Source organism: Bacillus sp. FSL R9-9492 (assembly GCF_038007365.1).
Classification (GTDB): Bacteria; Bacillota; Bacilli; order Bacillales; family Bacillaceae_G; genus Bacillus_A; species Bacillus_A mycoides.
This window is the reverse complement of record NZ_JBBOXC010000001.1, coordinates 1090496-1113356: the sequence shown is the minus strand read 5'-3', so window position 1 is coordinate 1113356 and position 22861 is coordinate 1090496. Positions and strand designations below refer to the sequence as shown.

General features: G+C 36.1%; 22 protein-coding genes and 1 pseudogene. 8 read left to right on the top strand and 15 right to left on the bottom strand.

The window, feature by feature from the left end; all coding sequences use genetic code 11:
• Complete coding sequence (locus MKY70_RS05630; protein ID WP_044741092.1) at nucleotides 1–258, top strand: hypothetical protein; 258 nt, start codon at nucleotides 1–3, stop codon at nucleotides 256–258.
• Between the two features lie 293 nt (nucleotides 259–551).
• Nucleotides 552–866: a DUF1433 domain-containing protein gene (locus tag MKY70_RS05625; protein ID WP_341023611.1), complete on the top strand. Its 315-nt coding sequence runs from the start codon at nucleotides 552–554 to the stop codon at nucleotides 864–866.
• 178 nt (nucleotides 867–1044) lie between these two features.
• Here the strand turns inward: MKY70_RS05625 and MKY70_RS05620 are convergent, their stop codons facing one another.
• The 8 genes and pseudogenes from MKY70_RS05620 to ecsA form a co-directional block, all read right to left on the bottom strand.
• A complete protein-coding gene (locus MKY70_RS05620) occupies nucleotides 1045–1746 on the bottom strand; it encodes a LutC/YkgG family protein (protein WP_088292333.1) in 702 nt (233 codons plus the stop codon).
• Nucleotides 1727–3157, bottom strand: coding sequence for a LutB/LldF family L-lactate oxidation iron-sulfur protein (locus MKY70_RS05615; protein ID WP_016119766.1), 1431 nt, complete (start codon nucleotides 3155–3157; stop codon nucleotides 1727–1729). Before MKY70_RS05615 ends, MKY70_RS05620 begins: the two co-directional genes overlap by 20 nt.
• Nucleotides 3158–3159: 2 nt before the next feature.
• Nucleotides 3160–3897: a (Fe-S)-binding protein gene (locus MKY70_RS05610; RefSeq protein ID WP_341023609.1), complete on the bottom strand. Its 738-nt coding sequence runs from the start codon at nucleotides 3895–3897 to the stop codon at nucleotides 3160–3162.
• Nucleotides 3898–4335: 438 nt separating this feature from the next.
• Nucleotides 4336–6006 carry a ribonuclease J gene (locus MKY70_RS05605; RefSeq protein WP_341023608.1) on the bottom strand — a complete coding sequence of 557 codons (1671 nt, stop codon included), beginning with the start codon at nucleotides 6004–6006 and terminating at the stop codon, nucleotides 4336–4338.
• A 140-nt stretch (nucleotides 6007–6146) separates the two neighbouring features.
• Nucleotides 6147–7150: pseudogene (locus tag MKY70_RS05600) on the bottom strand (IS3 family transposase); the annotation flags it as partial.
• 342 nt (nucleotides 7151–7492) lie between these two features.
• Nucleotides 7493–8200: an ecs operon protein EcsC gene (ecsC, locus tag MKY70_RS05595; protein WP_002011122.1), complete on the bottom strand. Its 708-nt coding sequence runs from the start codon at nucleotides 8198–8200 to the stop codon at nucleotides 7493–7495.
• Between the two features lie 13 nt (nucleotides 8201–8213).
• Entirely contained in the window at nucleotides 8214–9425 is a 1212-nt protein-coding gene (locus MKY70_RS05590; protein ID WP_341023606.1) for an ABC transporter permease, read from the bottom strand.
• Nucleotides 9418–10161 (bottom strand): ABC transporter ATP-binding protein EcsA, encoded by a 744-nt coding sequence (ecsA, locus tag MKY70_RS05585; protein ID WP_001292616.1) that lies wholly within the window; start codon nucleotides 10159–10161, stop codon nucleotides 9418–9420. The genes MKY70_RS05590 and ecsA overlap by 8 nt, the downstream gene beginning before the upstream one ends.
• 562 nt (nucleotides 10162–10723) lie before the next feature.
• On the opposite strand from ecsA, the gene MKY70_RS05580 reads away from it, so the two are divergent.
• From MKY70_RS05580 to MKY70_RS05570, 3 genes are all read left to right on the top strand, one after another.
• The gene (locus MKY70_RS05580; RefSeq protein WP_001016832.1) at nucleotides 10724–11158 is read left to right on the top strand and encodes an HIT family protein; all 435 of its coding nucleotides are present in this window, start codon (nucleotides 10724–10726) and stop codon (nucleotides 11156–11158) included.
• A gap of 208 nt (nucleotides 11159–11366) precedes the next feature.
• A complete protein-coding gene (locus tag MKY70_RS05575) occupies nucleotides 11367–11729 on the top strand; it encodes a YtxH domain-containing protein (protein ID WP_002011120.1) in 363 nt (120 codons plus the stop codon).
• A gap of 299 nt (nucleotides 11730–12028) precedes the next feature.
• Nucleotides 12029–12586, top strand: coding sequence for an HTH-type transcriptional regulator Hpr (locus tag MKY70_RS05570; protein WP_002134805.1), 558 nt, complete (start codon nucleotides 12029–12031; stop codon nucleotides 12584–12586).
• 5 nt (nucleotides 12587–12591) lie between these two features.
• Here the strand turns inward: MKY70_RS05570 and MKY70_RS05565 are convergent, their stop codons facing one another.
• The gene (locus MKY70_RS05565) at nucleotides 12592–12927 is read right to left on the bottom strand and encodes a YhaI family protein (protein ID WP_002030209.1); all 336 of its coding nucleotides are present in this window, start codon (nucleotides 12925–12927) and stop codon (nucleotides 12592–12594) included.
• A gap of 118 nt (nucleotides 12928–13045) precedes the next feature.
• Between MKY70_RS05565 and MKY70_RS05560 the strand changes: the two genes are divergently transcribed.
• From MKY70_RS05560 to helD, 3 genes are all read left to right on the top strand, one after another.
• Complete coding sequence (locus MKY70_RS05560; protein ID WP_000172693.1) at nucleotides 13046–13240, top strand: hypothetical protein; 195 nt, start codon at nucleotides 13046–13048, stop codon at nucleotides 13238–13240.
• Nucleotides 13241–13687: 447 nt separating this feature from the next.
• Nucleotides 13688–14548: a peptidylprolyl isomerase PrsA gene (gene prsA / locus MKY70_RS05555; protein WP_341023602.1), complete on the top strand. Its 861-nt coding sequence runs from the start codon at nucleotides 13688–13690 to the stop codon at nucleotides 14546–14548.
• Nucleotides 14549–14840: 292 nt separating this feature from the next.
• Nucleotides 14841–17177, top strand: coding sequence for an RNA polymerase recycling motor HelD (gene helD / locus MKY70_RS05550; RefSeq protein WP_341023601.1), 2337 nt, complete (start codon nucleotides 14841–14843; stop codon nucleotides 17175–17177).
• A gap of 6 nt (nucleotides 17178–17183) precedes the next feature.
• Here helD and MKY70_RS05545 read toward each other — a convergent pair whose 3' ends face one another.
• The 6 genes from MKY70_RS05545 to glpD form a co-directional block, all read right to left on the bottom strand.
• Complete coding sequence (locus MKY70_RS05545) at nucleotides 17184–18437, bottom strand: FtsW/RodA/SpoVE family cell cycle protein (protein WP_341023598.1); 1254 nt, start codon at nucleotides 18435–18437, stop codon at nucleotides 17184–17186.
• 7 nt (nucleotides 18438–18444) lie between these two features.
• Nucleotides 18445–18852 carry a PadR family transcriptional regulator gene (locus MKY70_RS05540; protein WP_328068927.1) on the bottom strand — a complete coding sequence of 136 codons (408 nt, stop codon included), beginning with the start codon at nucleotides 18850–18852 and terminating at the stop codon, nucleotides 18445–18447.
• Between the two features lie 4 nt (nucleotides 18853–18856).
• Nucleotides 18857–19390, bottom strand: a complete 534-nt coding sequence (locus tag MKY70_RS05535; RefSeq protein WP_341023595.1) for a sigma-70 family RNA polymerase sigma factor — start codon at nucleotides 19388–19390, stop codon at nucleotides 18857–18859.
• Nucleotides 19391–19896: 506 nt separating this feature from the next.
• Complete coding sequence (locus MKY70_RS05530; protein ID WP_341023593.1) at nucleotides 19897–20670, bottom strand: VanZ family protein; 774 nt, start codon at nucleotides 20668–20670, stop codon at nucleotides 19897–19899.
• Nucleotides 20663–20995 (bottom strand): PadR family transcriptional regulator, encoded by a 333-nt coding sequence (locus tag MKY70_RS05525; RefSeq protein WP_061674045.1) that lies wholly within the window; start codon nucleotides 20993–20995, stop codon nucleotides 20663–20665. The genes MKY70_RS05530 and MKY70_RS05525 overlap by 8 nt, the downstream gene beginning before the upstream one ends.
• Before the next feature lie 115 nt (nucleotides 20996–21110).
• Nucleotides 21111–22793, bottom strand: a complete 1683-nt coding sequence (gene glpD / locus MKY70_RS05520; protein WP_088030940.1) for an aerobic glycerol-3-phosphate dehydrogenase — start codon at nucleotides 22791–22793, stop codon at nucleotides 21111–21113.
• Nucleotides 22794–22861: the final 68 nt, after the last annotated feature.

Sequence of the window (22861 nt, the reverse complement as noted above, 5' to 3'; positions counted from 1 at the left end):
ATGGATCAAAAAAACAATGAAGAAAAAGTAGTAAAAGAAGCAAAAACGACAACCATTAAATACTTTAAGGAAAAGCAAGATTTGGACGTAGTAATTACTGGGCATGAGTTTGGTCCTAAAGACCTACAATCCATTTATATCTCTGGGCATGTCAAAGATGATAGAGACAAAACATTTAATATAACTATTCAATATAGCGGAGATAAATACACGATAGGTTCAATTTCTAAAAGTAAAAGTTTAAAATTAAAATACTAACACTTCCCATAATTTCCATCTAAATCATTCCTATATGCTCCCAATGATTTTCAAATAGTTTTTATAAACGGACATGTGAAAGATAACAAAAATAAGATTTTTTCTATGGACGCAGAATATGATGGAGGAGAATATCATATAAGATCTATGTCTCACTCCAAAAATTTAGAGCTTAAAAACTAATAACCTTTTTACTTTGGAGTCCCGTTTCTTTATACCCAGCCACACCATATTCTGTGGATATACAATTTAGTTAAGAGGAATATAACGCAAAATTCATGGAGTGATTATTCGTGAAAAAATATGCTATAAGATTATTCTTTACTTTCACACTTATCCTTTTAGGAGGATGTACGATAGATCAAAAAAATACTGAACAACAAATCGTTAATAAAGTAACAGAAGAAACCATTCAGTATTTCAAAGAAAAAGAGAATTTAGAAGTGACTATTACAAATCATAGATTTCCTTCTAATGATATCGAAACTATTTTTATAACGGGTCATATCAAAGATGATACAAATAAGAAATTTACTACTTCAATTGATTATAAAGATGATTATAATATCGGTTCTATCTCTACCACTAATTTCAGCCTAAAACGCTGAAAAGACAATCTGAAATTTTCCTTTTAAACATTAATCATTAGAACAAAAAGACATCCTAAATGTGTGATTAGGATGTCTTTTTTATAAAACAAATCAATTCCTATTTAGATAAACGGGAAAAAGTTTCATCTATATTTCCAACTCGTATGCGCGGGCGCTCTGTCGCACACGTAAATCATTATTGATCATCCACAATAATATACGCTGTTCTAATTGGCCCGTGTACACCTACGACAAGGTTCATTTCAATATCCGCGCTATTTGATGGACCAGAAACGAAGTTCACACAAGCCGGCAAGTTTTCTCCCGCTTTACTTTGATCATGAATCAGTTTTGTAGCTTGGGTTAACCTTGGTACGATCGTACTTTTAGGAACGATTGCAATATATGACTCTGGAAGCAAACTAACATGCCTTCCTTTTAACCCATCATTAAATAGTACAACGGTTCCTGATTCCGCCAGAGTCATATCACTGAACGTAATGCCAAGGTCAGCAGCTTTCGCAAATTTTATGTCCTCTTCTTTATCACCTAATCCCCATGCACGAAAATGTGTTGTGCCTTCATTGTTGAAACATGAAGTAAGACCGTACTCATTAAAGCGCTCATCGTTCGAATACATAGCAGATTTGATATTCCATTCTTTTATTAAATATTGAAATGTTTCAACAAGATTTTCCTTTGTTGTTCGCTTTACTTCTGTATGAATCACTTCGCAGTGCTCTATTAACTTTAATACAAGTTCATCTTGCGCCAGTCCGTCAAAAACATCCCACTGCGGGGAAAAAGACCAGTTCGGTTTTTTCACTGCTTCTGGACGTTTCCTACCAAGCTTTTCTGATAACTGGAGTAAAAATTCCTCACGATTTTGGATGGCCATCATTGTTCTCCTTTTCGTGTTTTTCAAACCACTCTCGAAACGGTTGTTTTTTCGGAACTGGAAAATCTCTCGCATCCGTCCAAGCTTTTAACGGTCCAATTCCACGCTCGATCTTATCCCCTTTTGCAAGAGGTTTTAATGCATACGGAGCGCTCTTCGCTGCAAAAGAAAATAGTCTAGGACTCTTAACCGCTTTTTCAAAACCTTTCATAGCCACGTTCCAAGCTACGGGTGATTGTTTTTCTTCTACAATGCGGCTGCGGTGTTTAATTAATAAGTCGTGTAACGGGATTTTCACTGGACACGCTTCTGTACAAGCACCACAAAGGCTAGATGCGTAAGGTAAATCCTTATATTCATCATATCCCCCTAAAAGCGGTGTCAACACAGCTCCAATTGGTCCTGGATAAATAGAGCCATATGCATGCCCACCAATATGCCTGTATACAGGACACACATTAATACATGCCGCGCAACGAATGCACTGGAGGACACTTTGGAATTCTGTTCCTACAATATCGGAACGGCCATTATCAACAATGACTAAATGAAATTCCTCAGGTCCATCTGTTCCGCCAGGCTCAGTTAACCCTGTAATATAACTTGTTAACTTTTGTCCTACAGAACTTCGGCATAGAAGTGTTACTAATACATCAAGCTCTTCCCATGTTGGAACAATACGTTCCATCCCCATAACTGTAATCAACGTTTTTGGAAGTGTCGTAGTAAGTCTTGCATTTCCTTCGTTTGCTACGATAGAAATTGATCCCGACTCTGCAACAGCAAAGTTACATCCAGTCACCCCTATATCCGCTGCAAAAAAATCATCACGTAAATACGATCTTACAAACCTCGCCATTTCCGTAGGATCAGATGTTCCAGTGTAATTTAACTTTGTTTTAAATATTTCACAAATGTGCTCTTTATCTTTGTGAAGACACGGAACAACAATATGTGATGGAGGATCGTGGTCGTTCACTTGTAGAATAAATTCAGCAAGATCTGTTTCTAACACTTCCGCTCCAGCTTCTTCAATCGCTTCATTTAAACTAATCTCTTCCGTTACCATCGATTTTGATTTCACAATTTTTTTCGCGTTTTTCTTTTTTACAATCTCTTTTACATATTCCCTTGCGTCTTCTGCAGTCTTTGCGAAATAAACGAAACCACCGTTTTTCTCAATATTTTCACTCAGCTCATATAAATAATAATCAAGGTTTTCTAATGTATGCTTTCGAATTTCTTCTCCTAAAGCTCGCCATTCTTCCCAGTTCCCAAGACTCTCAGTAGCTTTTAATTTCTTGACTCTCAGACCATCTTGCGCTTTCCTGACAGCCTGTCGCATAAATTGATCCCCAATACCTGTTGCAGTACGCTTATGAAAGGGATCGTTCCCAATTTTCATTCCCATCTCTATATCCCCCCTTGTTTTCGATCTTCATTTAATACTTGAGCGATATGTTTTACATCAATTGGATAACCATTACGTGTTAAACGTCCTTTTATATTCATTAAGCAGCTACAATCCATCCCAATTAACAATTCCGCACCGGTTTCCATAATATGCTTTACTTTCTCTTCAACCATTTGCTCAGAGATTTCTGGCATTTTTACCGAGAATGTCCCTCCAAATCCGCAACAATCATAATTATGCGGCAATGAAACAACTTCCAGTCCCTTTACACACTTTAATAGTTTTTGCGGTGGTTCCTTAATCCCCATTAATCGGCTCATATGACAAGATGTATGAACCGTTGCTTTTTTATGAAGCTCCGCACCTAAATCTTCTTTCCCTAATACTTCAACAAGAAATTGTGTGAATTCATATGTTTTATTTCCAAGTTCAGTAGCTTTTTTCTTCCACTCCGCTTCACTTTCAGAAAATAAGCTAGAAAACTCGTGAACCATCATAGCGCAAGACCCCGATGGTGCCACAACATATTCTGAACTAGCAAAGGCTTCAATCATATGTTTTGCAGCTGTTTTTGTTTCTTTCACATACCCGCTATTATAAGCAGGTTGTCCGCAGCAAGTTTGATTTTTAGGAAAATCAACTTCACACCCTAAATCTTCAAGAATTTCCACAACATCTTTCCCTACTTCTGGATAAAAAACATCTGCAACACAAGTAATAAATATTGATACTTTCATATTTTGCACCCCTAAATACAGTAAAGTAAGCTCAAGTAACTTTATAACCAAATTTACCTCATCTGTATATTATTGGTAAAAGACTTAAAAATATGAATAGAAATAACAAAAAAGTGATTAAGAACTATCTCAATCACTTTTTCTTACTAAAATACGATGCAATCACCAATCTTAAAACAAATGTAATAATGGAACTTACCATCAACACGCCAGCTGTAAAAAGATAATAAAGTTATTTAATTTTAAAACCTAAAACAAGCATAACCCCGTTCTAAATTTAGGACGGGGTTAAAATATAGTCGTTTAATTTTCGACATAAGATACTTCACTGTACTTAAAAATATAACAATAAAGTCGTTTGAAAATCTAAGTTTTATTCAACAATAGCGCCCAATTGTTGAAGATCAATTCATTTATTTTTTTAAAAACTGCCCTCTATTAAATTTCAATAAGTATAGGAACAATCATTGGCTTTTTCTTAGTATGTGTATATACATATTGTCGTATTGATTTTTTTATTTGTTTTTTCATTACAGTCCATGAGTTTCTATTTGCTTCTTGTAGCTCGTTAACAGTTTTTATAGTAAGTTGATTAACGTCTTTTCGGAGTTCCGAGAAATCTCTATCCATAAATCCACGAGAAATGATATCGGGGTCAGAAATCAGCGTTCCTTCCGCTTTGCTCATAGTTAAAATAATCATGAGCATCCCATCCTCTGAAAGTTGTTTGCGATCTCGTAACACAATTTCCCCAATATTATCGAAATCCCCACCGTCTATGTAGGTATTCCCCACCGGTATTTTCCGGGTCTGACGGGCAATGGTATGTTCAATATCGACGACATCACCATTATTGATAATAAACGTGTTTCCTTGTTCTACTCCAACAGATTCAGCTAACAAACGGTGATGGTGTAGCATTCTAAATTCACCGTGAATGGGAATAAAATATTTTGGTTTCATTAATGTAAGCATTAGTTTTAAATCTTCTTGATAACCATGGCCAGAAACATGCATTCCGGATGTACTTCCTGATCCATAAATCACTTTGGCTCCAAGTGTAAATAAGTTGTCTACGATACTCGTGATATTTCGTTCATTCCCGGGTATTGGACCTGCTGCAAAGATAACCGTATCTTCAGGTAAAATGTCGACACCGCGAAAGTTTCCAGTGGACAGGCGAGCAAGAGCAGCCATTGGTTCTCCTTGACTCCCCGTGCATAAAATGGCCACCCTTTCAGGAGCCATTTCATTGATTTCATGTGGGTCAATTAACATTCCATCTGGAACTGTTAAATAACCACGTTCCATAGCAACCGCTATGACATTAACCATACTTCGTCCCAGCAACGCAATTTTTCGATTTGTTTTTTGTGCTGCATTCACGACTTGCTGAACACGACTAATATTTGAAGCAAAGGTAGAAAGAATAATTTTGCGTTCGGCTTTCATGAAAGCTGCCTCCACATGTTCACCTACTATTTGTTCCGATGGGGTCAAACCAGGACGCTCTGCATTGGTACTCTCAGATAATAGAAGCAAGACCCCTTCTTTGCCGATTGCAGCCATTTTATGAATATCCGAATTCTCATTATTCGCAGGGGTTAAATCGAACTTGAAGTCCCCTGTATGTACAATATTACCCTCTGGTGTGTGAAAGACTATTCCCAAGCAATCAGGAATACTATGGGTCACTTTGAAAAAACTTACACTCATTTCTCCGATTGTCAAGTTAGAGTTTGAGTTGATTTCAATAAGTTCACTTTCTCTTAGAAGTTTATGTTCTTTTAATTTGATTTCAATTAATCCTAGTGTGAAGCGTGTGGCATAAACGGGTACATTCAATTTTTTTAAGAAGAACGGAATCCCCCCGATATGATCTTCATGTCCATGTGTGACAATTAAAGCTCTGACTCTATCTTTATTTTCTACTAAGTAAGCTATATCAGGGATAATCAAATCAATTCCTAATAAACTTTCATTTGGAAATTTATTGCCACAGTCGATAATCACGATATCGTTTGAATATTCGATTGCATACATATTTTTCCCGATTTCATTCAAGCCGCCTAAGGCAAAGATAGATAATGCATTTTCTATTGTACTCAAATTTATATCCTCCCATTTTAAATATAATCCTAGTATGCCCTTTGGGTTTCCTTTTATCAGTGGGTTTAATGCTCGAGCTTCCTATAATAAAGGGAACTCTAGACTTGTTTTTTATGCAAAAGAAAAGACACCCTTACCATTTTTAAATGACCAAAGAAGCTTTCCATGACGGCATCATCATGGCAATTTCCTCTCCGGGACATGCTGGTGATAATGCCTTTTTCTTTGGCATATGCTTGAAATTCCTTCACGGTATAAATACTTCCTTGATCCGAGTGAAGGATGATATCTTTTACTTTTCTCCCTCGCATTGCTTGTTTTAATGTTTTCATCGCTAATGTTAAAGTTTGTGATTCACTGATAACATAACTAATAATTTCACGATTAAAGGCATCCATAATCGTTGATAAATACAATGTGCGCTCTCCAAATAATAGGTAAGTCACATCGGTAAACCACTTTTCATTTGGGGCTGATGATTCGAATTGACGTTCCAATCGATGTGGGGCTACGACTGGTTCAGCACCATTGATATATTTCTTTTTCTTACGACGCACTTTTGAGAGTATATGATATTGTTTCATAATCCGTAATACTTTTTTATGATTGACACATAGCCCCATTTTTCGAAGAGTGGCGGTCACTCTTCGATATCCATACCGTAATTTATGCCTAAGGCAGATCTTCTTTACTTTCTCTTCTATCTCGCTTTTAGGGCGTTCGGCTTTCTGTAACCAGCGATAAAATGAGGAACGTGGTAATTCTAATACTTTACACAGTTCTTGTACGGTTACTTTTGATTTTAATTCATACCAAAGAGTAATAACGGTATGCGGTTTCAGCTCCTTTCGATTTCCAGATACTTTCCCCATACAAGTAATTTTGTTTTTAAATGTTTATTTTCTAATCATAGCTGTTCCAATTCACTTAGCTCTTTTGACCCTTTTCCATAAGAATATTGTTTTCCTACAGGTTGTTGAAAACGATATGTTTGATCTGTACGATACCATTTCATCCATGTCTTAATTTGGGAAACATTTTTAATTCCGAGTATCTCCATAATCGTACGATTTGAATAACCATCCTTTTTCATCTCAATTACTTTCCATTTTATTTCTTCTGGGTAATAAACTCTCGTTTTCAAACCAAAAAACACCTCCATTGAATTCGCATACTTAGTATGCGAATTCAGGAGGTGTTTTTTTCATGTATCACTATTCGGGTTCACTTCACTTCAATATCCTAGGTGTTATGTATGATTGTACGTTGTTAAAGAGTTTCAAAGTTGCATAATGTTTTTCAAAAAAACTATTTGATAGGTTTATTTGTTATGCGCATCTTTAGTGTAATCATAAAAATTTTAAAACACACACTCATATATACCCTCTTGGTACCCTTAGCTTGATGGTCATGGGGCGATACCCCTAAAGAGAAAAAAACATCCTAAATTACACATTTAGGATGCCTTCTTTTTTATAAAGCCAAATTAATTTCTATTAAGCAATCGCATACGATAACAATTCATCGTCACTTCCCCAAGCCTTTGCAACAATTGATAATTCGCATATGCGCCAACCGGGGCACCGATGATTGGAACGAGTTGAAGCATTTTTGCTAAATCGATATAGTCTCGGTATTCTGTTTGGAACTTTTCCCAGTCCATATGATTTTCTTCTTCTGTATCCCACGTTTCAATCGCTTTCCATACTTCTTTTCGGTAATCGTCACTTGAAAAAGCAAGCTGGAAAACGTGAAGAATAAAAAGGCGCTCTTCTTTTTTACTCGTATCAAATCCGTACAATGTTGCTGCATCAAATAAAAACTTTATTTTAATAGTAAGTAATAACGGGAAATCGGCAAGGCCAAGGAGAATACCACCTGCTCCTGTTCCTGCCCCTTCTGCCGCTGCAACTTTTTTGTACTCATCCATTTTTTTACGTACTTCATCATCTCTTCTTTGCAGTGACCAGTTCGTTTCTTTTAGCTTCGGTTTTATGAAGTTTGATCCAGCGCTAATTGTTTGCACCATCATCCGAATCGTTTCTGTTAGTACCTTTTGCACTTTCGCGGGCACTAGTTGTTGCACTTTCACCTGCACTTTTTTAGAGAACCGTGTCATCATAGAAGAATCTTTCATGAATGTAGCTTTCCACTGCTCCAATTCTTTTATAACCTTCTCTTCATATGTAATCATAGGTTCATTCCTTTCAGTTTAAACGCTCAATGCGCTTTGCACCGTATTGATAAACGAAACCAATACTAAATAATATGCTTACTACAAATAAAATGCCGGTCATTATGAAATCTTTCGTCGCAAGTGCAAATATAATTGTAAATACAACGCTACCAATGATAAGAATCGCATTTAATAAAGTAAGGAAATCTCTCTTCTTCTCGTCTCCCCCTACCGGATATAAATCAAGCCAAACTTTCATACGGTGATGTTTCCAAAGGGTTAAGAGCTGGTAGCCGATTAAGTATAAGAAAACAAGGCTTACGATAAAACGTCCATATAAAAATGGGATAAAGTAAAGAATAATTCCCCCAAGAACGAGTAAACGCATATATAATCCGAAATAGTTACCCGATCTTAAAAATGTTCTCGTATATAAGTATAAATATGTACGTTTCTCACCAATCATCGAAAGAATGAAATCAAGCCATTTCCTACGTGATACTCTCTCTTTTAACGCTGGTACATCAACGAACATATTCGCAATGCGGTACAGCAGCATCATTTTTTTACCTTCTTCAGAAATTAAATACTCCCAGTTTAGCGGCTTTCCCTTCACCTTTTGATGCATAACAGCAAGGTATAGCGCCATAAGAAAGACAATTACACCTGTAAAAATGACTGAAGTACGTTCTACAAGGACGTACACAAATAAGCCGTTTAAAATAAAACGAATAAACCAATCCGCTCTTTGTACATTTTGATCTGTTAAAAATGATTTTTCCCACGCTACGAATAAATTCCACGCTTTTACAATGACAAACGCAATTACAATCCATATGTAATTGGCACCTGTTTGTTTCATTTGCTGGAAATATAACGGGGCAAGCGCAGCTGCTACCATTGCGATTATGTATAACTGAATCATAAACGTAAAAAGAAATGCCTTCGTAAAATAAGGCTTTAACTTTTCTTCAACTGGCAGTAAATACACGAGGTCTGCTTCTTTTAATAACGTTTGGATTGAACCAGCTGTTAATACAAGACCAAGTAAGACTGCCATAACAATCGCTGTCGGAAACGAAGGTGTTAACGTTTGTAACCATTGCTGGTAATAATACGCTCCTGCGCCGATGATAAATACGAAAATAAATTTCAAATGATCATTAAATACGTATTTACTATATGTACGAACTTCTTTTAGAAAGTGCCGAAATCGTTCTTTCCATAACGCTGTGCTATTCATAATCTTCTTCCTTCGTTAATGCAATATAAATATCATCAAGCGTTGCACCAGGCATATTAAACCCGGATTGAAGTTCTGATAATGTTCCCATCGCTCTCACTTCACCTTGATGCAAAATAATGAATGAATCACAATAGCGCTCTGCTGTCGCTAAAATATGTGTACTCATTAAGATGCCCGCACCACTCTTTTTCATTTGATCCATCATTTGAAGAAGTGATTGAATCGCTAACGGATCAAGCCCAACGAAAGGTTCGTCCACAATGTAAAGTGATGGTTCAACTAAAAATGCACTCATAATCATCACTTTTTGTTTCATCCCTTTTGAGAAATGAGACGGAAACCATTTCAAACGATTTTTCATGCGAAACTCTTGTAATAGTTGTCCTACGCGTTCTTCATATTGTTTTTCATCTACACCGTACGCCATCGCTGTTAATTTCAAATGCTCTTCTAACGTTAACTCATCATATAATACTGGCGTTTCTGGAATGAAGGAGAAACTAGAACGGTACGCTGTCATATCATCACGAATTGTTTTCCCATTAATTGTGACAGTTCCTTTTTTCGGTTCCATTAAACCGATGATATGTTTAATTGTCGTACTTTTCCCAGCCCCATTTAAACCGATCAAGCCGACAAGTTCGCCTTTATTAACAGAGAACGAAACATTTTGCAGTACAGGTCGTTTCGTATATCCCCCTGTAACATTTTCTACACGCAATAACTCGCTCATACGACACCACTTTCTTCATTAGTATTCATTCTACATTCATCTTACCAAAAATGGCGCTGTACTACATAGTATCGATGTCTTAAAAAAAAATTTAAATTTCTTGGCATATATTTTTACAAAAGCGGACATCATAATTAGTGAAGAAGGAACACATTGAAAAAGCAACCACCAATTGATGAGTACAACAACATAGTGAAGTCATCATGAAATGGGGTGTCCAAGTTGGACAATGAAATTTACACATAACCAGATAATTTGTTTCATTTTCGAAACGGGGTGTCTCCGAAAGAGCATATACTGTTTTAAAAAATAAACAATTTCATTTTAAAAAAAGATTGCAATTCATTTCACTTGAAAATGGGGTGTCTACGGCAGAAACTTTAGCCGATTTACCGTGCATTTCTTAAATAAATGAGGTGTCTGCGAACCGTAAATTATAAAAAATGCTTTTTCAATCCATCTTCAGAAAACAGGAAGCTGAGTCAGCTTCCTGTTTTTCGTGTTTGTTCTCCTATGTAATTATGGTAAAATACGGCTAAGACTATTTGAAAGGATGAGATCGATGAATCATACAGCGGACAATTGTATTTTTTGTAAAATCATTGACGGGCAAATCCCTTGCTCAAAAGTATACGAAGATGAACATGTACTTGCATTTTTAGATATTAGTCAAGTAACAAAAGGACATACTCTTGTTATTCCGAAAGTTCACAAACAAGACATTTTTGCGTTAACGCCAGAAATCGCATCACATATTTTTGCTGTCGTTCCAAAAATCGCAAATGCAATGAAAGCAGAATTTAATCCAGTTGGTTTCAACCTACTTAACAATAACGGCGAGAAAGCTGGACAAACTGTATTCCACTTCCACCTTCATTTAATTCCACGCTACGGTGAAAACGATGGTTTCGGTGCTGTTTGGAAATCACACCAAAATGAATACACAATGGAAAATTTACAAAACATCGCAAGTACAATTGCAAATAGTGTGAAATAGTGCCACTATAATAAGAAGTAATACATAATAAGCCTATTCCTCTGGCATTTATTGTATGGCTTCTTTCTTCACAAAAAATGCCGGGGGTATGATTTTTTGTGCATAGCATGTACAAGAGAGAAAAGCTCACTTTTCTTCCCCTTGTCTTAAAGATATGCACACTTTTATACATCATGAATACGAACGAAAAATAAGGAGGTTTCCTTTTATGTCAAAAGCTAAATCCTTTATTACAGGTGTACTTTGCGGCGGAGCAGTTGCTGGACTAGCCGTTCTTTTCTCAACTCCTTCTTCTGGTAAAGCTATGCGCGGTAAGCTGAAAGAAAAAGGAACTGATATTAAAAAAACATTAGCTGATATTACAGCTGATACGAAGTTATTAAAGCGTCAAATCGTTGAAACTGCTTCAGAAGGTAAAGAAGTATTCCAAGAACTAAAAGACGATATGCATGACACGCTTTCTAACTGGAAACAAGATATTTCTCAAAACAAACGACATATTGAAAAAGAAATTTTAGACATTCAAAAGTCAATTGAGAAACTACAAGAAGCCGTTCCAGAAAAAGCGTAAACATATTCCTGCTTAGTTTTTTGCATATAACAAATATTTTTCATACGAATTGACCTTAACACGGCATATCACATAGATATGCCGTGTTTTTATGCATTTACAATATATGTTATCCCTTAACATGTAAAGACAACACATGTATTCTTGACTCATAAAACGCTTCCATAGTTATGCATGATTTGTATAGAATGTTATTTTTCCGAAAAATTTTCACAATTCTCACAAAAAGACTTTATTAATTTTTATTTTACTGGCATAATAGATAATAATGAAAAAAGAATGTTAAAGTGGGTGAGTAAATGAAAAGTGGAGAAAAAAATTACTCGGTAAAAGAAGCGATGATTTTCAGCCAACGTATTGCTCAATTATCGAAAGCGTTATGGAAATGCGTAGAGAAAGATTGGCAACAGTGGATTAAACCTTACGATTTAAACATTAATGAGCATCACATTTTAACCATCGCTTATCATTTAAAAGGGGCTTCTATTTCTGAGATTGCTAAGTTTGGAGTTATGCACGTATCAACGGCGTTTAACTTCTCTAAAAAGCTTGAAGAACGTGGCTATCTTATATTCTCAAAAAAAGAAGATGATAAACGAAATACGTACATTGAAATTACAGACAAAGGGGAAGAATTACTACTTCGCTTAATGGAGGAGTATGATCCTGAAAATAATTCTGTTTTTAATGGGGCACTTGAACTTCGTAATTTTTACGGTAAGTTCCCAGAAAATATCGAACTGATTGCCATCCTGCGTAATATTTACGGACAAGACTTCATCGATATTTTTGAGAAATCATTAGAAGATATCGAGGAGAACTTTACGGAATCCGATCAAAAGTTAGTTAAGAAATAATCTATTTATCCTTTCGCAATCATGCGTAAGAATTCATTCATAAGTGGCACAAATAAGCCCTGTTTTGCTAGCGCTTCCGCAGTTTCGTGTACTTCGAGCTGATGTGGAAGCGCTTTTTCAAATTGATCTAATAGCGCATCAAACAATAGAAGGCCCTCAGCTTTCTCTACTACATATTGTTCGTTCAGTTTTTCACAAAGTTTTAGTATACGTTCAATGTCTTTTTTACGAGCTTTTTTCTTTATGATTAAAGAATAAAATGGACACTTTTCTTCATCAATCATTTTAAATAGTAGGTCTACGTAATATTCAGCTTGTTCTAGTCTTCTTACAACGTCCATTTTCTCCCTCGCTTCCTAACACAAAGTCTTCTATTTCTGAATTTTGTAACACGAACAAAATATCGTATGATACAATATATAAAGTATATGTATTTTAGCCAAAAGGAGGTCTCGCCTCATGACTCTTATAACCGTTGTTTTTGTTGCATTCGCACTTCTTGTTATATTTTACACGAATTTCATGACACATACACTGTGTGAGCGAAAACAAATATCTGCGAGCCGCCAGCCCGGTGTCTTTCGAGTTATTAATGTATGTATTACCATTCTATTAATTTCTAGTTATGTAGAAATTATATTTCATGGAAAGTGAGGAAGGAAGCCCCTTCCTCATTTTTTTCCTCTATAAGCAAATTATACCTACTATAACTAATAAAATAAACAGTACAAGTAATAAAATAAGTTTTGAATTCATCCCCCATCCCCTCCTCTTTTCTGTATATGCGACATGCGCCCAATATGGTACCCTTTCAAAATCTGACACAAACTGGTTAAAATTTCTTTATCAATAGGAAAACTCGTCGAAATATGATATATTAAATTTTGTACATATTGCTTATACTATGAAATAAACGACACGCATCTAAACTTTATCCTAAAGCCTCGGTAAGCCCTGTTAAGCGTGCTTTTACATATAAAAAAAGCAAAGACATCAGTGAGACTTAATCAGGTTCTTATGAACGAAAATAACCTATCATAAGGCGTTTCTTCATTCGTATGGGATAAATTAAAAATACATAATAGTAGGAGTGTTTATTGAATGAAGAAAGCTATGCTTGCCTTAGCCGCAACAAGTGTAATCGCATTATCAGCATGTGGAACATCATCATCAGACAAAATTGTTACATCTAAAGCTGGTGACATCACTAAAGAAGAGTTCTACAATCAAATGAAGACACAAGCTGGTAAACAAGTACTAAATAACATGGTTATGGAAAAAGTACTTATTAAAAACTACAAAGTCGATGAAAAAGAAGTAGACAAAAAGTTCGATGAAATGAAAAAGCAAGTCGGTGACCAATTCGATACACTAATGAAACAACAAGGCCTTAAAGAAGAAACAGTTAAAAATGGCGTTCGCGCTTCATTAGCTCAAGAAAAAGCGATTGAAAAAACAATCACTGATAAAGAGCTAAAAGAAAACTACAAGCCTGAAATTAAAGCAAGCCACATTCTTGTAAAAGATGAAGCTACTGCGAAAAAAGTTAAAGAAGAGCTTGGACAAGGTAAATCTTTCGAAGATTTAGCGAAACAATACTCTGAAGATACTGGTTCAAAAGAAAAAGGCGGAGACCTTGGCTACTTTACTGCTGGTAAAATGGTTAAAGAATTCGAAGACGCAGCTTATAAAATGAAAAAAGATGAAGTAAGCGAACCTGTAAAATCACAATTCGGTTACCACATCATTAAAGTAACAGATATTAAAGAACAAAAACCATTTGATGAAGTAAAAGGCGACATCAAAAAAGACCTTGTTCAAAAGAAAACACAAGATGCTCAATTTATGAACGATCTTATGATGAAAGAAATCAAAAAAGCTGACGTAAAAGTTGACGATAAAGATTTGAAAGATCTTTTCGAAGAACCAAAAGCTGACGCTAAAAAAGACGCAAAGAAATAATGAAGTGAAAAAAGCTTGGGTAGCCCCAAGCTTTTTTATTTTGTAGTAGTTTTTTACCGATAAATCGATATACTCCCCCATCTTACTCCATTCAACACAAAAAACCTTGATTTCGTACAGCACGAAACCAAGGTTTATCTTATTATCATTGATTAAATTAAAAAACTATGTTAAATTAGTACAGAAACGCATTCAATAAAAATAAAAGAATGTATTTATCCGTATCTTAATTGTACACCAAAACACATCTTCAGTCAACCTCTATTTTTCACTTTTAAAGGAGTGCTTACGTATGAACAAAAAACTTGATCAAGAGCAAAAACGATTGGATAACGTAATAGAAACGATTACGGAGCAAATTGATAAACTGGAAAGCGAAACTGGCAGACGCCGGGCAGAAGTAATCAACATTCGTAAACACTTCTGGGATGATGTTAAAGTTAACACTGATACTTTTGACGATTATCTTGAAACAGTTATCAACTTAAGACAACAAGCTCAGTCACTAGCCGTAACACAAATCACCCATAAGCACACCTTTAATCGACTTGCCGCACTACGCCGCATGCATAAAGCACCTTACTTCGGACGAATTGATTTCAAAGAAGAAGGCGAATCTGGCGCAGAACAAATTTATATCGGGGTGGCTACACTTACCGATGCAAGTGGAGAAAACTTTCTTATATACGATTGGCGCGCACCAATTTCAAGTGTTTACTACGATTATCCACCAGGACCGGCTGAGTACAGCACACCAGGAGGCGTAATCTGCGGTAATGTGGAGAAGAAATTACAATATATTATTCAAAATGGCGAGATTGATTCCATGTTCGATACGAGCCTCACAATTGGCGATGAAATCCTGCAACAAGCGCTCGGAAAAGGTACGAACAAACATATGCAAAGTATTGTTGCTACTATCCAGCGCGAGCAAAATGAAATTATCCGTCACGATGAAGGCCGACTACTTATCGTGCAAGGAGCTGCTGGTAGTGGTAAAACGTCAGCTGCCCTGCAGCGAATCGCCTACTTACTATATAAATATCGTGAATGGCTAAAAGCAGATCAAATCATTCTCTTCTCCCCTAACTCCATGTTCAACAGCTACGTATCTAACGTACTGCCAGAACTCGGCGAAGAAAATATGCAGCAAGTTACATTCCAAGAATATTTAAACCATAGACTAAGTAAGTCATTTGATGTTGAGGATCCTTACGAGCAATTAGAATATATGCTAACTGAAACGAATAGCGCAAATTATAAAACTCGAAATGCGAGCATTCGATTTAAAGCATCTACTCAATTTTTCGAGATGATTAGAGCATACAGACAATCTCTTGAATCTTCAGGCATGCTATTTAGAGGAATGAAATTTAGAGGAAAACTGATTGCCTCTGCTAAAGAAATTACAGAGCAATTTTATAATACTGATTCCTCCCTCCGCTTCCATAATAGAATCGAGAAGTTAACGGATTGGCTAAATAAACAAATAGACGCAATCGAAAAAACAGAACTGAAAAAGCCGTGGGTAGAAGAAGAAATTGAACTACTTAGTAAAGATGAGTATCAAAAAGCTTATAAATACTTACAGAAAAAAGGCGAGTTTGATGACAACTCCTTTAATGATTATGAAAAAGAAACGAAAGTACTCGGTCGTATGATTGTCCGTAAAAAATTAAAACCGTTACGTAAAGGCGTTCAAACACTACGTTTTATCAATTTTACAGGCATATATAAACAACTCTTCACAGATGAATCATGGGTTACTGGAGAAAAGCCTAAAGAATGGGATGACATTTGTTCACTAACTTTGAACATGCTTGATGAAGGAAAGCTACATTACGAGGATGCGACTCCATTTTTACTTTTAAAAGAATTAATTGAAGGCTTCCAAACGAACAGATCGATTAAACACGTACTTGTAGACGAAGCACAAGATTATTCTCCGTTTCAGTTCGAGTTTTTAAAACGTCTCTTCCCTGCCGCAAAAATGACTGTACTCGGAGACTTTAACCAAGCGATATTTGCCCATGCGAGTGAAGCAGTGAATTTCAATACGCTTACTAGCTTATACGGACCAGATGAAACGAACGGCATCAACTTAACTCGTAGCTATCGCTCAACAAAACCGATTATTGAATTCACACGCTATCTCGTACCGGAAGGAAAGAACATTAACGCATTTGAACGCGACGGTGAGAAACCTACAGTGACTAAAGTTTCTGATTACAGCGAACTGCATGATCGTATCACTTCTAAAGTTGCTGAACTACAAAAACAACAGCACAATACGATCGCAATTATATGTAAATCCGCAGCTGAAAGTGCCGCTGCATACGAAGCACTCAGTCATATCGAGAATATTAAACTTGTGAAAAGTAACTCAGCCGAGTATGAGCAAGGCATCGTCGTTATCCCTGCTTATTTAGCGAAGGGTATCGAATTTGATGCTGTTATTATTTACAATGCTTCTAAAGATGTGTACAGCGATGAGAGCCTACGTAGATTGTTCTACACCGCTTGTACGCGCGCGATGCATGAATTGCAGCTTTATAGCGTTGGTGAGATTAGTCCTTTTGTAACGGGGGCTGCTTCGGAGAGTTTTGAATGTATAACGAAAACACCTTGATTTTTATCAAGGTGTTTTTTTCATTCTAAACGACATATCTTTACGTCGATATACACTTAGCACGATCCCCATTATAAATGCGTGAAATAGAGTTGGTATCAAGCCGTAACTAATAAAAGGTAATGATATAGAAACACGTGGTAATACCCCGAGGATCATGCCAACGTTATAAACGAAATGGAATACGAAAAGAGTTACTCCACCAACAAGTAGCAATTTACCGTATCGATCATTTATTTTATAAGATATGACCATTATTCTTACTACAAAAAGAGAAAGAATCAAAACAAGAATTAGCGTAAGCACATATCCATAATAATAAGTCAAACTTGCAAATACAAAATCAGTATGGGTAGCAGGGATAGACTTTATATTTCCATATGTACCAAACCACCCTGCCGATGACATTGCCTCTTTTAAACGTAAATGCCATTGATCATGCTCTGGGTTCAAAAATCCTAAAATTCTAGCTATCCGATATTCTTTTACGGCAGACCAGGAAAATAGATCCCTAATAATAAAGAGAAAAATTGGTAACATTGTAATGAGCCATGCCGTTTTCTTTCCTAATTTACTCCACCAAAGCATAACGAATACCATTGTGATGTAGATGAAAAGTGGTACAAGAGTTGATGTAGTTGAAAATAGATATAAAGAAAATACGTATAACATGAGAAGATGCATAAACTTTAACCTACTATTATTGAAAAAAGAAGCCCAAGCCAGAAAGAAGAATGGTATCGTCATTAGACAGTCAATTGTGATAGAACCAATTTTTATTAATGGCTCTCCAATCAAAAAAGCAGTAGGAAAATACTTTATCATTAACAAGATAAGTACGCCAATTGTATAAAACAGCCACCCGAGTTTCTCTAATCTCCGATAATCAAGTAGCATCATTCCGATAGCTGTTACAACACCGAGAATAACAAATATCACCTTATTCATGAATAAATCAGCATGTCCAAGAGCTATAATTGGCAAAAATCCTAGCCCCATCGCAGCTACTAATAAAATAAGTAAGAACCAATCAACCTTTGGCTTATGCAGTTTGTTAAGTTCCCTGCCAAGCTTGATCGGACTTCCCATTTGTTCCACAGCTTTATTTTCAGCAATTTCCTCACTTAATCCTTTTTCTATCCACGTGTTCTTCGCCTGTTTTAAGTGAAAATCTAGTTCGGTTGCTACAAAGCTCTTTGCTTCTTTTGATTTAATATGATACGTAACTTCGCTTACAAAACGATCCCCTTTTTTATTCAATTTCGCCTCACTCCTGTACTAAGCCTTTTAATATAAATTGTACCTTCGTAGTATTTTTTTCTGCCTTTCGCAACATCTTGTTTCCTTTATCATTTAATTGATAATATTTAGCTCCTGAATGATCCCAACTTGATTGGATAAAACGATTCTGTTCTAGACGATGTAATACAGTATATAAAAACCCTTCATTCCCTTCGAATTTTCGAATCCCTCTCCCTCGTAGTAGCTGTGACAATTCGTATCCTGTTTTTTCATTACTGAGGAGTTGTAAAATCGCTAACGAGATGTCCTCTTCCTTTTCGTGTGATGCATTGATTTTTTCGCGCACCCGCTTTCGGTGTTGATCAGAAAAACTCAAATGTTTAAACGTTGTATTCTCCATTGATTTTCGCAGGCCTTTTAATCGATCTTCCATTTGATTATTCCTCCAATCCTTTCTTCAAAAGCTCCTTCGCTTTTTTCAGTCTCGTTTTTATCGTGTTTTCTTTCACTTCTATTACAATAGCAATCTCTTTAATTGATAGTTCTTCATAATAAAATAAATAAATGACTTCTCGATATTTTATCGGTAAATTCATTACTGCAGAAGCCAGTTCACGGTCCTTCGCATTTTGAATAACAGTTTGTTCGACACTATCATTTTGACCCCCAATATAAGCAGCTTCATCCTCTGTCACGATCACCTTTTTGTTATACCAACTTTTTATGTAGTCCTTACATTGATTAATCGCAATTCTCCACAACCACGTTTTCACATTCGATTTCCCTTTGTATGTATGAAGAGATTTATAACATTTCACAAATATATCTTGCGTTAAATCCTCAGCGACTTCTTTATTATTCACATATGAATACACAAGCTGTAAGACTTCTTGTCCATACTTGTTCATTATTTCATCGATAAGGAGTTCCTTATCTTCTATTTCAAACGCTTCTACCGTTAATTCATCCACATCATTTCCTCCTTCCCATATATTAGACGACGCACGCCATGGAAAAGTTTTATACATTCATAAAAAAATACGGCTGGCAATGTCCATACCGTTTCGTTAAACCTTTATTTCAAACTTAATTCTCTTTACGAAGAGTAAATCTTTTATTATAATACAACACTTTAGTTGAGATTTTAGCGCATTCATAATAAAACAAAAAAACCACCTAAAGGCTCCCCTTCAGGTGGTTCTCTATTTTACGCTAACGCAGCTGCTTGTTCTTGTTGATCTACAGGAATTACAGCATCGCTTAACGCTTTTTCTAATTCAGCTGTGTATTTCATTTCGACGCTATCATCATTTATGGCGCCAATAAAGACAGATTACGCAACAGCTTCATAACAGTATGAATAAATAAACACCTATTACGAGTATAAAAAATCGGCTCACTACATAATACCTATGTTTTCAGTGATACTCTATTACCACCGAACTAATTTATATAATTTTAACTACATGATAGCAAGTTAATTTTCAAATATCTTCTTGCGCATAACCCTAAATTTATTATCCATTTGTATCAGGCTTATAAATAAAAGATATCCTATCGATGCACCGAGCATATTTATAGCAATCCGCCACACATCAAAAACATCAGATAAAGTTAGTAAATGTAATAACTCCCAAACAAGAAAGGTCATAACATACCACTTACAAGCTTTCTTATAGTTCGTCACTTTATTGATCAACACTGGAACGAAAAATCCAAATGGAACTACCAATATTATATGTTGCAAAACAGTTAACCAATACGTTGAGTTCCCCCACAGACCCGGATGCGCAATAAAATCTTTAATTTGCCAAAGTGTTATTCCAAAAAGTTGTAATAACGTTTCTAAATCAGATATATGTAAAAATTGCTGCCAAAATTCAAGAGGATGATAGACAGTTCCACCTGTCAAACTACGAATAGAGTCAAATGTAGAAGTTGAAATAAATGCTCCCAAAAAGACAATAAAACAAATCATTATATAAGGAATACATAAAATTTTTGATAATATCTTTAATGGTCTAGGAACTTCGTATACCGATTGATTAATCCCTAAACCAATAACTTTTGATTCGCCAAAAGTTTGAATCGCTTTATACACCGCTTCTTTTCCATTCATACCTTGTTCCATATATTCTTCTTTCAAGCTGTTCAAGTGATCATATATTTCTAGAAATAGCTCATCCTGTTCAATATTACTAAGTTCTGAATAAGCTAAAATGGACTTAATATACTCATCAAATTCACTCATAAATAACTCCTTTCTGACAAGTTTGAATTAATGATGTTACACGCTCCCAAGAGTTCACTTTCTTCTGCAATTCTTTTTTCCCTTTACTTGTAATAGTATAAAATTTCCTTTTCATCCCATTCTCAGATTGATTCCAATAAGATTCAAGAAATTCCTTTTTTTCTAATCGCTTTAAAGCTGGATACAAAGTTCCCTGCCCCATACTATACAAATCTTCACTTGCATCCTTTAAACTCTGGGCTATTTCATATCCATATGTATCACGTTTTGCAATGATAGAAAGTAATAAAATATCTATACTTCCCTTCAAGATTTCTTTGTCCAACAATACCACCTCCTTACATACATCGTATAACAACATATGTCGTTATGCAACATAGTTAGAAAAATAAACCATAAAGAAAACCACCTGAAGGCTCCCCTTCAGGTGGTTTTCTATTTTAAGCTAACGCAGCTGCCTGTTCTTGTTGATCTACAGGAATTACAGCATCGCTTAACGCTTTTTCTAATTCAGCTGTGTATTTCATTTGCTCTTCTTTGCTCCAGTCTAGTTTCGCAGCCATGTAGTTGATTACTGCTTCTTTCCACTCGTATACCCAGTGGATGTTGAAGAATACAGCGCCTCTGCGACGTACGAAGAAGTCAACTGGTTTCGCTGTCATTTCGTAATCCATTGCGTATACAAGCGGGATAAGAACATCAAGCGGCATGTTGTATTCTTTCGCTTCGTCTTTATGTTTTTTCGCTAAGTCAAACAGTACGTCAACGTTAGAGCCGTAGAATTTCGCGAATTTTTCCGCTTGTGCTGTCGTTAAACCATATTTCGTACCTTCGCCTGCTTTTTTCGCAACAAATGCCGGGAATCCGTGTGAACCACTTACATGACCACCAGAGATTGGCATATGTTTCGTATCACTCTTCTTATATGCGCTATGGCCTTCTTTTTGTAATAGATTCGTTACGTAGTCTACTACCATTTCAGCCATTTTGCGGTATCCTGTTAATTTACCGCCCGCGATTGTAATTAAACCAGATTCAGAAGTCCAAATTTCATCTTTACGAGAAATTTCAGATGCATTCTTACCTTCTTCATAAATTAGCGGACGTACACCAGCCCAGCTTGATTCCACATCTTTTTCTGTAATTTTCACGCTTGGGAACATGTAATTAATCGCATTAATGATATATGTGCGATCTTCTGTTGTCATGTGCGGTACAGCTGCGTCTTTATCATAGAACGTATCTGTTGTACCTACGTACGTTTTTCCTTCGCGAGGAATCGCGAACACCATACGTTTATCTGGTGTATCAAAGTAAATTGCTTGCCCTAATGGGAAACGTTTTTGGTCAATTACTAAATGCACACCTTTTGATAACTGAAGTACTTTCCCTTTTTTAGAGTTATCTTTTTCACGAAGTGTATCTACCCAAGGACCAGCTGCGTTTACAATTTTCTTACCGTAAACTTCATACACTTCTCCGTCTAGTAAATCGATTACACGTACACCGCATACTTTTCCATCTTTATATAAGAAACTATCTACTTTTGCGTAGTTAACAGCTTTCGCACCATGTTCAATCGCTTCTTTCATTACTTCAATTGTAAGACGCGCATCGTCTGTACGATATTCTACGTAGTAACCGCCGCCCTTTAATCCTTCTTGTTTTACAAGAGGCTCTTTATTTAGCGTTTCTTCACGGTTAAACATCTTTCTGCGCTCGCTTCGTTTTACACCTGCTAAGAAGTCGTATACACGAAGACCAATTGATGTACTGAATGACCCGAACGTGCCGCCTGTATGGAACGGAAGTAACATCCACTCCGGTGTTGTTACATGGGGACCGTTCTCATATACGATCGCACGCTCTTTCCCCACCTCTGCTACCATTTTCACTTCAAGTTGTTTTAAATAACGTAAACCGCCGTGTACAAGTTTCGTTGAACGACTTGATGTACCTGCTGCAAAGTCCTGCATTTCAAACACAATCGTTGATAAACCGCGTGTTGCCCCATCTAATGCAATACCAGAACCAGTAATACCTCCACCAATTACGATCACATCTAACTCTTGTTTATTTACTCCATTTAATACGTCTTTACGTTGTTTACTTGAAAATTTCATGGTAATTCCTCCCTTTGATAACGAAAAAAGAGACCACAAGCTCCGCTATAGATTTCGCCTCTATAGCG

Excerpts from the sequence above, each read along its gene's own strand:
- prsA (WP_341023602.1), top strand. The coding sequence starts at position 13,688 with ATGAAGAAAGCTATGCTTGCCTTAGCCGCAACAAGTGTAATCGCATTA.
- ecsC (WP_002011122.1), bottom strand. The coding sequence starts at position 8,200 with ATGATTACATATGAAGAGAAGGTTATAAAAGAATTGGAGCAGTGGAAA.
- MKY70_RS05610 (WP_341023609.1), bottom strand. The coding sequence starts at position 3,897 with ATGAAAGTATCAATATTTATTACTTGTGTTGCAGATGTTTTTTATCCA.
- ecsA (WP_001292616.1), bottom strand. The coding sequence starts at position 10,161 with ATGAGCGAGTTATTGCGTGTAGAAAATGTTACAGGGGGATATACGAAA.
- MKY70_RS05565 (WP_002030209.1), bottom strand. The coding sequence starts at position 12,927 with ATGGACGTTGTAAGAAGACTAGAACAAGCTGAATATTACGTAGACCTA.
- MKY70_RS05590 (WP_341023606.1), bottom strand. The coding sequence starts at position 9,425 with ATGAATAGCACAGCGTTATGGAAAGAACGATTTCGGCACTTTCTAAAA.
- helD (WP_341023601.1), top strand. The coding sequence starts at position 14,841 with ATGAACAAAAAACTTGATCAAGAGCAAAAACGATTGGATAACGTAATA.
- MKY70_RS05570 (WP_002134805.1), top strand. The coding sequence starts at position 12,029 with ATGAAAAGTGGAGAAAAAAATTACTCGGTAAAAGAAGCGATGATTTTC.
- MKY70_RS05630 (WP_044741092.1), top strand. The coding sequence starts at position 1 with ATGGATCAAAAAAACAATGAAGAAAAAGTAGTAAAAGAAGCAAAAACG.
- MKY70_RS05615 (WP_016119766.1), bottom strand. The coding sequence starts at position 3,157 with ATGGGAATGAAAATTGGGAACGATCCCTTTCATAAGCGTACTGCAACA.
- MKY70_RS05540 (WP_328068927.1), bottom strand. The coding sequence starts at position 18,852 with ATGGAAGATCGATTAAAAGGCCTGCGAAAATCAATGGAGAATACAACG.
- MKY70_RS05580 (WP_001016832.1), top strand. The coding sequence starts at position 10,724 with ATGAATCATACAGCGGACAATTGTATTTTTTGTAAAATCATTGACGGG.
- MKY70_RS05530 (WP_341023593.1), bottom strand. The coding sequence starts at position 20,670 with ATGAGTGAATTTGATGAGTATATTAAGTCCATTTTAGCTTATTCAGAA.
- MKY70_RS05560 (WP_000172693.1), top strand. The coding sequence starts at position 13,046 with ATGACTCTTATAACCGTTGTTTTTGTTGCATTCGCACTTCTTGTTATA.
- MKY70_RS05575 (WP_002011120.1), top strand. The coding sequence starts at position 11,367 with ATGTCAAAAGCTAAATCCTTTATTACAGGTGTACTTTGCGGCGGAGCA.
- glpD (WP_088030940.1), bottom strand. The coding sequence starts at position 22,793 with ATGAAATTTTCAAGTAAACAACGTAAAGACGTATTAAATGGAGTAAAT.
- MKY70_RS05620 (WP_088292333.1), bottom strand. The coding sequence starts at position 1,746 with ATGGCCATCCAAAATCGTGAGGAATTTTTACTCCAGTTATCAGAAAAG.